This is a genomic window from Paenibacillus amylolyticus, assembly GCF_036894225.1.
Taxonomy (GTDB): domain Bacteria; phylum Bacillota; class Bacilli; order Paenibacillales; family Paenibacillaceae; genus Paenibacillus; species Paenibacillus amylolyticus.
In genome coordinates this window covers 3,725,148-3,737,803 of sequence record NZ_CP145892.1, presented here as the reverse complement: position 1 = coordinate 3,737,803, position 12,656 = coordinate 3,725,148, and the positions used below count along the sequence as shown (strand labels likewise).

At 42.6% G+C, this 12,656-nt stretch carries 13 protein-coding genes; 3 read left to right on the top strand and 10 right to left on the bottom strand.

Features of this window, described 5'->3' with window-relative positions:
• Position 1: 1 nt before the first annotated feature.
• Together V6668_RS16590 and V6668_RS16585 are read right to left on the bottom strand one after the other, a co-directional pair.
• Complete coding sequence (locus V6668_RS16590; RefSeq protein ID WP_338706166.1) at positions 2-1,840, bottom strand: sensor histidine kinase; 1,839 nt, start codon at positions 1,838-1,840, stop codon at positions 2-4.
• A 73-nt stretch (positions 1,841-1,913) separates the two neighbouring features.
• Positions 1,914-3,566: an extracellular solute-binding protein gene (locus V6668_RS16585; protein WP_338708965.1), complete on the bottom strand. Its 1,653-nt coding sequence runs from the start codon at positions 3,564-3,566 to the stop codon at positions 1,914-1,916.
• 198 nt (positions 3,567-3,764) lie between these two features.
• On the opposite strand from V6668_RS16585, the gene V6668_RS16580 reads away from it, so the two are divergent.
• Positions 3,765-4,022 carry a GlsB/YeaQ/YmgE family stress response membrane protein gene (locus V6668_RS16580; protein ID WP_036613911.1) on the top strand — a complete coding sequence of 86 codons (258 nt, stop codon included), beginning with the start codon at positions 3,765-3,767 and terminating at the stop codon, positions 4,020-4,022.
• A 160-nt stretch (positions 4,023-4,182) separates the two neighbouring features.
• On the opposite strand, the gene V6668_RS16575 is transcribed toward V6668_RS16580, so the two are convergent.
• The 3 genes from V6668_RS16575 to V6668_RS16565 all read right to left on the bottom strand — a co-directional run bounded on the left by V6668_RS16575 (position 4,183) and on the right by V6668_RS16565 (position 6,432).
• The gene (locus tag V6668_RS16575; RefSeq protein ID WP_338706165.1) at positions 4,183-4,974 is read right to left on the bottom strand and encodes an SDR family oxidoreductase; all 792 of its coding nucleotides are present in this window, start codon (positions 4,972-4,974) and stop codon (positions 4,183-4,185) included.
• A 420-nt stretch (positions 4,975-5,394) separates the two neighbouring features.
• Complete coding sequence (locus tag V6668_RS16570) at positions 5,395-5,841, bottom strand: GNAT family N-acetyltransferase (RefSeq protein ID WP_036613913.1); 447 nt, start codon at positions 5,839-5,841, stop codon at positions 5,395-5,397.
• A gap of 162 nt (positions 5,842-6,003) precedes the next feature.
• Positions 6,004-6,432: a MarR family winged helix-turn-helix transcriptional regulator gene (locus tag V6668_RS16565; protein WP_076327443.1), complete on the bottom strand. Its 429-nt coding sequence runs from the start codon at positions 6,430-6,432 to the stop codon at positions 6,004-6,006.
• 166 nt (positions 6,433-6,598) lie between these two features.
• Between V6668_RS16565 and V6668_RS16560 the strand changes: the two genes are divergently transcribed.
• Positions 6,599-7,909 carry an amidohydrolase family protein gene (locus V6668_RS16560; protein WP_127549440.1) on the top strand — a complete coding sequence of 437 codons (1,311 nt, stop codon included), beginning with the start codon at positions 6,599-6,601 and terminating at the stop codon, positions 7,907-7,909.
• Positions 7,910-7,991: 82 nt separating this feature from the next.
• On the opposite strand, the gene V6668_RS16555 is transcribed toward V6668_RS16560, so the two are convergent.
• Complete coding sequence (locus tag V6668_RS16555; protein ID WP_076317746.1) at positions 7,992-8,411, bottom strand: ester cyclase; 420 nt, start codon at positions 8,409-8,411, stop codon at positions 7,992-7,994.
• 359 nt (positions 8,412-8,770) lie between these two features.
• On the opposite strand from V6668_RS16555, the gene V6668_RS16550 reads away from it, so the two are divergent.
• Entirely contained in the window at positions 8,771-9,127 is a 357-nt protein-coding gene (locus V6668_RS16550; RefSeq protein ID WP_036613919.1) for a winged helix-turn-helix transcriptional regulator, read from the top strand.
• Positions 9,128-9,324: 197 nt separating this feature from the next.
• Here the strand turns inward: V6668_RS16550 and V6668_RS16545 are convergent, their stop codons facing one another.
• From V6668_RS16545 to V6668_RS16530, 4 genes are all read right to left on the bottom strand, one after another.
• A complete protein-coding gene (locus tag V6668_RS16545) occupies positions 9,325-10,158 on the bottom strand; it encodes an SPL family radical SAM protein (protein ID WP_338706164.1) in 834 nt (277 codons plus the stop codon).
• Positions 10,159-10,522: 364 nt separating this feature from the next.
• The gene (locus tag V6668_RS16540) at positions 10,523-10,912 is read right to left on the bottom strand and encodes a hypothetical protein (protein ID WP_338706162.1); all 390 of its coding nucleotides are present in this window, start codon (positions 10,910-10,912) and stop codon (positions 10,523-10,525) included.
• Positions 10,893-11,240, bottom strand: a complete 348-nt coding sequence (locus V6668_RS16535) for a YolD-like family protein (protein WP_338706161.1) — start codon at positions 11,238-11,240, stop codon at positions 10,893-10,895. Before V6668_RS16535 ends, V6668_RS16540 begins: the two co-directional genes overlap by 20 nt.
• Positions 11,237-12,454: a DNA polymerase IV gene (locus tag V6668_RS16530; protein ID WP_422395286.1), complete on the bottom strand. Its 1,218-nt coding sequence runs from the start codon at positions 12,452-12,454 to the stop codon at positions 11,237-11,239. The genes V6668_RS16535 and V6668_RS16530 overlap by 4 nt, the downstream gene beginning before the upstream one ends.
• Positions 12,455-12,656: the final 202 nt, after the last annotated feature.

Here is a 12,656-nt window from a genome sequence, read left to right as displayed (position 1 = left end):
TCTACCACCCTCCAAGATTTACATTTTCCCAAGGCAAGCGTATCGTTACGCAGGTATATGCACCTTGCACACTATCAATCCAAAGACCGCAATTCTTGCCATAATGAAGCTGCAACCGCTTATTCACGTTTTCCAAACCAAGTCCGTTCCTGCTAGTCACCATCGGTGTATCCGATTCGCTCCGCAGTACTGCCTGAAGACGGTGTAACATCTCAGGCTCTAACCCCACTCCGTCATCTCTTATGTTAATGAAAAGCAGACTGTCATTCTCCACAGAAAAGGTAATCTCTATAGATACCCTGCCGCCTGAAGGTGCCCCGTGATGAACTACATTTTCAACGATGGGCTGCATACACATCTTGGGAATGGAGTAGCGAAGTATCTCCTGAGGAAGATCGGCCGTCATAACGATACTGCCGCCTTCCATAAAGTTGATAAATTCAATATAACTTTGGATATTGGCAAGCTCCTCACGAAGAGCAACGGTATCGCTACGCCACTGCATGCTGTAACGTAGCTGGGAGCCCAACGACACCAATGAATTGGCTATAGCAGGCTGCCTCTGTACCTCTGCCACCATACGGATCGATTCCAGGGCGTTATATAAAAAATGAGAATTAATCTGCGAATGCAGGGAATGCAACTGTGCGTTTTTGGCAATTAACTGTTTATCCACGACCTGTGTCATTAGACGTTTGACCTCATGTAACATTTTATTGTAATTCACCGCCACCTCATCGATTTCATCCCCTCTTTCGTTCTCATCAAGGCCTGTATCAATCATTGCATCCAGCTCGCCTTTCCGTACCTGACGCATGGATACCAGTACGCTGTCCAACCGCCGGAAAATACGCCGCGTCGTTTGGGATACGAGTAGCATAATCAGCAGCAATACACATAATGTAATCGTTACCACAAATGCATACCAACTGCGCGGCCCCTTCATCAATGCCTGATGGGAAGCAATCTCGACCACATAAGTGTTCAACGGAGCGATGTATCGATACAATGCATAGAAGCTCTGACCACCCACCTTAACCAGAAGTGGGTTTTCCTGCGGCACTATATCCAGCTGGTGATAAATACTGCCAAGGATCTCCTCCATCCCCTGCCCGTACTTCTCAGAAAACTCATGCTGGGGATTGTAAACATACTGGGGAGGATCACTTGCGTTCATCAATACCGAAAAGAAGTCCCCCTTGCTCTCCTGGAGCAGGTCGCTGAAAAACATGCTGTGCGGGACTCGCACTTCCATAATACTAGGGCGCTTTTGTTCCTGCCCTTGAAGGCGAACCAGACGATAGTAGGATAAAGTGTGTTCACCATCCCTAAAAGAAAATAAACGGTAAGCCGCACCACCTTCGTCCCGTAGCTTTATCCAATAATCCTGCGGCCAAAATTTCTTATAATGATAGATTTCAGGCCAGATTTCATACAAGTTTGGGTTATCAACGTAAAAGCTAAGCTCACTGATCATCGCATTGCTTTGAATGATATTAAGCATTTGCTCAAACTGGTTCTGCTTAAACTTCACCAGACGCAGTCCATCCACAAGCATATTGGAATGAATAAAATCCACAAATGACTTTTGAGTAAGGGCTGTATTGGAAGCGTTCTCAATCATGTCCATTCGTCTGCGCAATTGTTCATTCAGCCATGAAACGTGGCTGTTGCCCGTTGCCATAGCATCCTTATATAGCTGGGTTTCTTGCATGCGGATATACACAAAGGATATCAAAATAACAGGTATGGCAATCATCAGGCTAAATGCCAGAAACAGCTTTTGGGATATACGGGCATTGCGATATAGCTTCCTCAATCTCGTTAGTAGGTATTTCATTCTAATGTATTCACCACCTTTGTTATACCATATATTACTAGTTAGCTGATAATTAACAATGTAGTAGGAATGGTTATCTGGCTATCTTGGCTTTCCGCAGTTCCAGTTCAGCTTGGCGATATTCCATCACCTGGTTAAAGCCGTAGTTCACACGACGTATCAGAAAATTCTCAAAAATTTTGTCAAAGGCAGCTTCATCCTTCGCTGTAATCAGTTCTGGCAGTACTTCTTCCCAATTCTGAGAAATACGTGACCAGGCTAACGCTATATCGGAATCCCCTATAGGATCTAGTCCCTTATAGATGCCGCTGTCCAGGTCGGCCTGTTGGTTGGCGAACTCCTCCATTTGCTTAATGGATGGGGCATTCTCTGGTCTCCACTTGTTAACGAAAGCAGGGTTTCGCAGCATCCAGTAGGTATCCATAATGCCATATTCCTTTTCCAGCCGCTCCCTATCCGTGTCATGCAACTGAACCATTGCCGCTGTCAACTGCGGTTTGCCGTTCTTCATCTCCCAGGTTTCACCTTCTTTGCCCAAAAATAAATCCCTTTGGCCTTCTTCGCTGGCCAGATAGGTCAAAAATCGAATGGCCCGTTCAGGGTTTTCCGTGGATCTGCTAATCATCGTAACCATCCAGCCATCCATGCTGCCGGGAAACAGTTTGGCGGATTCCCCCCTGCTGCTCCGGGGTCCATCTACAGCGATATAGTATGAACTCTGATTCGTAAGGACTTCCAATTTCGAATTGAGGTCCGATATGTCTGTCCATTCCCGAATCATCATAAAATATTGGGCATGGTTGGTTTTTTCCTGCACCTGCGCACTGGAGTCGACCAGAAAATCAACATTAATCAGGCCCTGCTCGTAAGCGGTACGAAATGTTTTCAGCCACTCCATATAATCGGGATCTGTCATTCGGTCGTATACTTTACCGTTCTGTTCATGGGGGATCGCAAGCAGATTTTGCAAATATTCGGTCAACCCATAGGATGCATTCCCCTGTGCCCAAAACGGACTGATCAGCTGACCTTTATAAACAGAATATTGATTCTTCAGCAGTTGCAATGCATTTAAAAAACCTTTTGGTGTGGTAAGGTCCGGTTTGTCCATCGACTCATACAGATCTTTACGTACGAGAAAGGTTTGGTTCGCTCCCGTCAAGCCGGTTGAACGCATCTGTTCGGGACTGTACGCATCATTGGGAATGATATAGGTATGGCCGTCTTCCTGCCGATACCATTGTAGAGCACCATCACCTGCTACCTTGTAAAAGTAAGGATCATACTGGTCGGCTAGCTCATCCAGGGCATAGACGAGATTACTCTCCCGAAGTTTGTTAACCGCACTCTCCCAGGAGCCGATGGTTATCAGATCCGGCAGACTACCGGTCGTCAACATTCGTGATAACATCTCGCTTGGTTCACCAGTTGATACTTCAAATTCGATATTGACCCCTGTTTTTTGGGTGACATATTTGGAAGTCAGGCTCTCACCCCAAGTGTGCCCGTACCATTCGGCTCCAACGAACCACGTTAGATTCACGGGGGTGGTATCCAGCTTCCATGACGGTTCTTCCAGATTCAGATTAAGGCTCTGTATCTGCTCCGTGAAGTCAGCCTTTGTCGAAGCACCCTTATCTTCCGATTGCTCTGACTCAGAACAAGCAGACAAGCCTGACATCAGACTCATCATCAACAAGGCTAAAATAAAAGGACTTCGAAACATAAACACCTGAGCGCCTCCTTTCTATACTGGCCATCTCCATCCCCATCTGCACCAGCATTCATACTAGTGGTGGTACAACCGATTTTACTACCCTTGGATTAAAATGGAAATGGTTTAGTGGACGATTCGCAGATGATCCGCAACATTCCCCCTAACGAAACATAACTTGTAATAAATCAATGGAAGGGAGACCAATTCGTGTATTTAATCTGGATACTTATTGTCGGTGGGCTAATTGGCTGGTTAAGTGGAAATCTGATTGGACGGGACGTGCCGGGAGGCGTACTTGGAAATATCATTGCTGGCTTTGTTGGATCGTGGTTAGGGTATGAACTGTTGGGACCGAGGGGGCCTGTGGTGGGTGGATTTCATATCATACCCGCGATCGTCGGGTCAATCATTGCTCTCTTGATTTTCTATGCTCTGGCGCGCGCTGGAGCGTTTCGAAGACGTTAAAAAGGCGGAGACGACAAGTTTTACCCAATTGATTGGGTATTGACGTAAAGCTTCTTTCGCCACCGTTGCATCATCTTCTTCACAAAGCGTAGTTTCCACCCGGTAGTCGAATAAAGCCGCCGATCCTGTTGATCGGCGGCCTCCTTTGGTTTTATGGAAATTAGAAACCACCTCTAGAATGAATGATTTGTCCGGTGATCCATTGAGAATCGTCGCTTGCGAGAAAAGCAATCAGACGGGATACATCTTCAGGAAGACCGATCCTGCCCATCGGAAATCCCGGTAGCAAAGATTTTTTCACTTCTTCCGACATCCAACCCGTATCGGTAGGACCGGGATCAACCGCATTCACAGTAATGTGAAACGGAGCCAGTTCAGCAGATAGACATTCGGTAAAGGTGGAGACAGCGCCTTTTGTTGCGGCATAAGCGAGATTGCCAGGCATCGGCCCCTTACCTTGACCGGACGTGAGGTTGATGATCCGGCCGCCGCAAAGGTCCTGATGGACGGCCAGTTCAACCTCCAGCATACGCGCAAATTCGGCCGATAGCATGAATGTACCTCGAATGTTCATTGCACAGTGCGCATCGATCAATGATGCATTTAATTGACGGAAATCAGCTGCTACACTGTAGGTAGCGTTGTTGACGAGAATGGTCGGCAGCCCGAGAGCCGATCGGCATGCATCAAGCAGTTGCGCTGGAGAATTGGGATCGGTAAGATCGACCTCCATATGCGCTGCCTTAACGCCATAGGAGCGAAGTTCTTCGGCAAAGAGATCCGGCCAGTTTTTGTCAGCATCCCCCGGATTCTCTGTTTTATCGTAATCGTACAGATGGGTATAGAACACATTAGCGCCTTCTTGTGCCAACGTGCGGCAGACAGCGGTTCCAATACCTCCGGGGCGGCTTGTGCCTGTCACAATAGCGGTTTTTCCGTATAGTTTGGTCATTTTATTACCTCCGTTTAATAAGGGAGGGAGAAAACCATTTTTCATTGGAGATGGAATTATCCTAGGTATAACAAAAAGCGGATACATCAAGTATCCGCGCCCGGGTTTGATTCAAACGGTTCCTCGCGTCCCTTGAATGATTGCGGATCGGCATCACAAACCAGGCGTGTGGTTATAACCAAAACACCAAGTCGTGCGATCCAGTTTAGATAACCATTACAAGGAAGTCCACATTGTCCGACGAGTCCCCTTTCCTATATCTCCACTTCAAATATTACGAGTCAGACTCAATTACTGTCAAGATAAATACATGGGATTACATTTCCAGTGAATTGGTTGGGTGGTCAAGCATCCAGCTAACCTGCAGACTGTTCACTTTTTTGAGAGTAACTTTATGTTCGATTTTTACAACTTCAATTCTTACAACTTCAATTCATATCGTATATCAGGTAAATTCTCTTCATTTTCTTGTCCTCTACCAGTAATTTCAAACCCATTATTCTCATAAAATTTTTGGGCATCTTTATTCACTTCAAATGTATATAAAGTTAATTTTCCATTTGCTTGTGCTTTTGCTTTATTAAGCAAGGTTCGCCCTATTCCATTCCCTTGATAATCAATATGAATATAAAGTTGGCTTATCTCAGTTTCACTATAGGCAATCATTCCAACTACTTTTTCATCAATTAACGCTAAATCTATTTGATACTGTTTAGATAGTATATGATTTAAAAAATATAGATGGTTTTCGAAGCTATGGGTTTCAGCCTGACCAATTGCCCGTTCCTTACTATCTCTCCACATTTTCACTGTATGTTCAGCATACTTGGGATTATAGTTAGATATTTTAATTTCAAGTTTGTTCATTAATATACCGCCTTAAATAGAAAGATTTTTAAACGATGCAGTATTGACTTGAAAAATATCTTCTTGATCCAGGATTTCCGTTCCATTGTAAGTAATAATTCCTGATGAGAAATCAATGTCATCAGTGTTCTATGGCCACCATTTACCTCTTCTGCCCATCTATTATATGCGTTCATTAATTCTGATCAGTAATTTCTTTAAGATTTGCTTCTCCTCGTCATTAAGGGCTTGAAGGATTTCATCCTCCACTTTTTGAAATGAGTTATTGAAGTCTTCAATCAAGTCAACCGCTTTTGGTAATACGTAAATATTTTTTTGCCGTTCATTATTGGCCGGGATTTTACGTTCGATGAAACCTTTTTGCTCTAGACCTTGAAGCATGCTTGTAACGCTTGCCCCACGCAGATGAAACCGATCTGCAAGATCCTTTTGAATAATATGATTATCTTGATTCTCATAAATATAATCGATTACTTTTCCTTGTTGAGAACTTAATCCTAGCTCTTTTATACTCTCATCCGCTCTTTTCTTTAACTTAAGACCGATAATTTGAAACAAATCCATATAAGGCGTATCTTCTCGGGAATGCATGACCGTCCATCTTCCCCTCTGTAATTGTTAGGAATCTAATTGTAAGTAGCTAAAATATACAGTGATCCCAGTAGGCTTGTCAAACAAAGGTTAGACTATTGACTGTTAGGTATCTAACAGTTATACTCCGAAGTGTTGAATCACAAACACATTAGGAGGAGTTATGATGGAGAAATTAAATCAGAATGCTGGGTTAGAAGAAATTACGGCGATTACAAATGTACGAATCTTTGATGGATATCAAATTATTGCTCCCAGACATATTGTCATTAAAGGGGTGTCCATTATTTCAGTGGGCGGAGACATCCCAAGTGACGCAACAATTATCGATGGAGAAAATGCGACATTAATACCCGGCCTGATTGATGCACATGTCCATACCTCAATTGGTGGATTACGAGATGCCTTAAAATTCGGTGTTACAACAGAACTCGAAATGAACGGCGATTTTACTAAAAGAGGGCGCGAAATTCAGCTAAAAAATGTGGATGACATCGCAGACGTCCGATCTGCTGGGACAGCGATTACCGCTCCTGGTGGGCACCCAGATGAATTACTACCTGATGGAGATGAAATACCTGAATTCGTATTAAAGGAACTAGAGAAGTTATCGGAGGAAGACCGGGAAGCAATGTTAGCCGCCTACGCTCACGATCACGACGAAATACCTCAAGTGACGACGGTTGATGAAGCGATCAAACATGTGCATACCCAAGTGGAGAATGGATCCGACTATATTAAGATCATGATTGAAGAGGGAACGGTTATGGGTGCACCCGGCCTGCCTGTTCTAAGTGATGAGATTCTAAAAACAGCCGTTACTGAAGCCCACAAGTTCGATAAGTTGGTCATTGCCCACGTTTTGACGGCTCTTTCATCGAAAGCAGCCATCGATTTTGGAGTCGACGGTTTGGGGCACTTGTTTATCGACAGACCCGAGTACACGTCCGAATTGGTTAAATCCATAGCAGATTCTGGAGCTTTTGTTACACCGTGCTTGGTGTTAAATTCATCGATTATAGGTAATCCGGCATCAGAATTGGCTAATGATCCACGAGTTCATTCCAAATTAAGTCCGGATTGGATCGATATCTTGAACTCAAGCTTCAATACATTCCCACAAGGTAACATGGAGAACAGCTTTAAAAATGTGATGGATCTTCACCGTGCCGGAGTTGATATTCTTGTAGGGACGGATGTCGCACCGGTTCCCGTTCCGAACCTTGGTGGCCTTGCTCATGGGGCCAGTGTTCACCACGAAATGCAGCTGCTGGTGAAGGCTGGGTTCACTCCGATCGAAGCTCTTCAGTCGGCTACTTCCAAACCGGCCCGTTGCTTTGGTCTACAAGATCGTGGCCGGATTACCGAAGGTGCACGTGCTGATCTTATTCTTATAAACGGTGATCCGATCACTAATATTTCAGATACTTTGTCAATCAAATCTGTGTGGTTCAATGGTTCGCAAAAACTAGGCTAAAACTAGTAGTTTATATTTCCTAATTGTAAAATCACTAAGAAGAGGGAGTGCAAAATGCAGTCCCTCTTCTACTTTAATCTAATTATGCTTTTGGAATTGCCCCTATTTGTTGAAGCAAGCCAAGCATATCGGGTTGACCATACTCTTCAATAATTTGGCCATTAGAGATCCGATAAAAATTCATTGCATTTACTTCGATTTTTTTGCTCGTTGGTGGAAACCCGAGAAACTCTCCGTCTTGTGTGCCCTTCATGACAAAATGAGCTGCTACTAGATCCTCTTCTGCTACCAGCTCCTTAACAGTCCATTGTATATCGGAAAAACCAGATCTCATCATATGAATTATGGAGAGATAACCACTTGGACCATTCATTGGTTCTTTTTGCATAGGTACATAAAAAACAGCATCTGGAGCAATCAATTCTTCAGCAAGTTCCTTGCTTGCCGTATTAATGAAGTTCGTGAAACGATACATCAATTGTTTGTTTTCTGTAATCGTCATATTTAAACCCCTTTCTATTTTCGTGAGCATATACCTTCATTAAAATTTTATCTCTACTTTAGATAATTGGTAAGTAGGCACCTTAATGTTGCATAGGAACCTTTTTGTAACTAGTATTTTATCTTTAGGTTGCAGAGCCAATAAACTGATCTCTAAATGCTGTCTCCAAGAATTCAAGAACGTTAACATATGATTCAAAAAATAGTCACTCAGTTGCATAAACTCTCTTGCAAACTCCCTCCTCCTTTCATTTGATTTTTCATCGACAGAATTATAATATAAGCAATGTATTGATTTTGAAAGTAGGCACCTTTTTGTTATATAGGAAACTAATAGTAACTATTGGAGGCGATAATACAGTGATTTCAAAAAAAGAGTTGCCGTTGTGTCCCGTCGCAACGACAGTTGGATTGATAGGTAACAAGTGGAAGTTATTGGTTATGAGGGATCTTTTGAAGGGAACTCATCGATTCGGAGAACTTCGTAAAAGTATCCCGGAGATCAGTCAAAAGGTTCTCACTGAAAATTTACGTTCAATGGAAGAGGATGGAATTGTCATTCGTACTGTTTTTGCAGAAGTCCCTCCGAGAGTCGAATACAGCTTAAGTGATTTAGGAAATTCACTGAAGCCAATTATATTCTCTATGGAAACATGGGGGCTCGGGTACCAGAAACTCAATGATGAACTTCCAAACGATATTCATCAGAGTGAATGATGTCAAATTGTTACTCCACGGTCATTTCAAAATAGAATGAATCCCTCTACATCTTCAAGTTAAATCAATGGAGGACTCATACGTCCTCCATTGACTCGTATGAGAGAGTTGATCTTCGAACACCAGTTTCTGCAATATTTCTAATTGCATGAAGAAAAAACGGGCAAGATCCTCATTAAATGAATGGCTATTTAAAATCAAAATGGATATGCACTGTTTTTGGATACATGAATAATTTCAGATGGAAACCTTGCCTTAAAATATTTTTCGACTTTCAGATGAATTCTTTTCTCGTACCATTTCTCCCAGCCGTTCGCCTCAAATAATTGTGGCATCCCTAACCGCTTAGATCTCATCCCCATTTGACCATCACCAATCAATAGCGTATCAATCCAAATTCGATCAGTTATGCCTTGTAACATGTTAGCGAAATTAGGTGAAAAAGGTAGCACAGGGGAGATAGATACTTGTGTATGTATCCCTGCATCCTTCATCTTTTTCAAGGCTTTGACTCTTAAATCTATTCCAGGAGCATAGGGCGAAAAAATTCGTTTCACATCTTCGCGATCTGTCTCGATTGTCATTGAAACCAGAATTCGACATTTTTCCTTTAATTTCAGCAGTATATCAAGGTCTCTGGCAACCAGGGGGCTTCTAGTTTGAATTTGAAGTGAATCTGGTGGGTTTTTATCCATTTCTTCTAATAGGCTTCTTGTAATGTTTGCCTTCTGCTCTACAGGTTGATAAGGATCTGTGGCTGATGACATGAATATACTTATGGGTTTATTTTTACGTTTTAGAAGAGAGACTTCCTTTAGATAGTTTTCTGCTGCATTTTTCTTGACATCCACCCACGATCCCCAAGGAATATCCTTAAACTTTTGAATTGGCATTTCTCTGACGTAACAGTATTCGCAAGCAAATGCACAACCCGTATAGGGATTTAGTGAATGAGTAAAACCAATATCTAGATAACCTTTTACTTCACTTAATATTTTCTTAGACACAATGTCTTTGATTTCAATTGGCATGACGCTACCATCCCCTCAATTACTTTTACGCCCACTTCTCCTCTTGAGTTTTATCTTAAAATTTCTCATGCTACTTGAAATGACGACTTGAAAATTACGTCCCGCAAGCGAACCGGGAAATTGGGCATCCTACTGATTTCTCGACTGTCTTAAACCTGCTGCTATTCCTCCTCCTTCGTGGCTTTTCTTTTGAATGTCCTTACTGAATACAGGGGCAGATTTATAATAATGAAGTTTTTTATCTTTGACATCCAAACATAGTTTACTCTGCCTCTTTATTTATCTTTTTTGTGATTCCCGGTTTGCCGAAAGATCTGCTCGTATTTGTTGCCGCACCCATAAGTTAGACTCTTATTTTCTATGTTCATGTGGGCAATTCAGTAATATCAACGTTCATATGTTCAGTAAGCATTAAGGTTACATCTACTTTCACTTTGCTCCATAATAATGTCATTTTATGAATGTAACCTCTCACCGAATAATCTACCGTTAAACTCAGCTCAGATCTCACTTCATCTATGATTTTTATATGATGTTCCTTTAGCCTTTGTTTTGATTTGTACATCTCTAAAGCAATTTTCTTTTGGGTACCGTCCAGGTAGTCAACATACACAGATTTCATTTTGAAGTTTGAAGCGTATATTTTATGCTTATCTACCTCCAGAGCACCTAAAAGATAAGGGAGCTCTAGCACCCTCTTCACGAGTGAAAGTTCCTCGAAAGTCTGTCGCACTTTATGCGCCTCCTTCTTCAAGTTTCACAGCGACCAATTGATCAAAATCGACCCATTCAAATCCATTCTCCATTTCAATTTTGATTTTCTTTCCAAAGGTACTGACTGAAGTGACGATCCCGTGTATATCCCGATTGCCTGACTCAGTAAATATTTCAAAGGTGGCTTGCAATGTATAATTGAGCGACATATCTATATTTTGTGTAATAATTTCCCACTCATCTTCATGGATCAGCGGTTTCGTTAGATAATGAACTTGAGTACGATGCTGTATAATTCGTTCTTTATGTTGAGGAAGCATCATGCGGCTCGATTCCCATAATCCATTGGCCTCCAGTTTTTTGCTCATTTGTAATGCCCCCCGATTTTAGATGCTCGATCGATCGCTTGACCCGCAGCCGTAATGGAGCTCGCTCGTAGAATGGCAATGTCGCCAAATCGATCCTTAATGTCGTCCATCACCTGATCAATGGCCCGTTTCTGCTCTTGATCATCAAAAAAAGATAGTTGATATGTATCCGCGTTGGATAATTGAGACAGGGACACGCCTACACGGCGCACAGGTTGCCCATCCCAGTGTTGATGAAATATGCGTTTGGCTATCTTGCATACATCAATGGTTATGTTTGTAGGATCAGACAGTTTAACCTGCCTGTGAAAACCAGTGGGGTGGTCAAAATCCGCTCCAGACACACTTACGGACACGACACTACCCATCAGTCCCTTTTGGCGGGCTCTTCTGCATACTTCTGTGCAGATATCGAGAATAACCACTTCGATCTCCCAAGCCTCTGTGAAATCTCTAGGCAAGGTCATTCCGTTTCCGATATCTTTTTGTGTACTGTGCGTGTTGACGGTTACCGGCGAATTGTCGAGTCCATTTGCGACTCGCCAGATGACTTCTCCATTAACACCCCACTTACTTCTTAATTTGGAAAGAGGCGTATTCGCCAAGTCTCTAATGGTTCGGATCCCCATCTTCCACAGATGTTTTTCCATTCTTGAGCCTATCCCCCACATATCGCGGATGGGCTTATCTCCAATATGGAGGTGTAACTCCTCTTTCTTTAAGTGGAAAATACCCCCCTCTGCTTTTTTAGCGATCATATCGCAGCATAATTTACTGATGATTTTGTTTTCACCAATGCCAGCTCTCGCGTAAACGCCTGTTTCATTATAGATTTTGTCTTGAATTTGCTTGGCCAAATCGACTGGATCATTACCGAATAGATGCATAGACCCTGTAAAATCAGCGAATAATTCGTCTATACTGTACGGTTCGACCAGATCGGTGAACTCTTCAATAATGGACATGATTTGAGTGGATACTTCGATATATTCTTGCATGTGTGGTCTCACAATGATCAGTTCAGGGCACTTCTGAAGAGACTGCCAGAGTGGTTCCGCGGTAGACACACCCTTCGCTTTGGCTAGTGGACAAGCGGCAAGGATAATTCCAGAGCGTCTTGCGGGGTCTCCCGCAACAGCTAATGGTCTATTTTGGTATTGAGGCATTTTTGCCTTTTCGACTGAAGCATAAAACGACTGCATGTCGATGAGCATAATAGTTCGCTGCTTAGCCAACACTGAAATCACTCCTGTACATTTGAGAACGTATGTTTGTATATATTATAGACCGAACACACGTTCTTTATGCAAGAGGTAAATATTTATAATTAGCTTTTGAAAACCCTTGGACACCATAATGAACTGTAGACTGGATATTGTCAGCCACTTTAACCATCCAAATAATTAATTTTTAGTT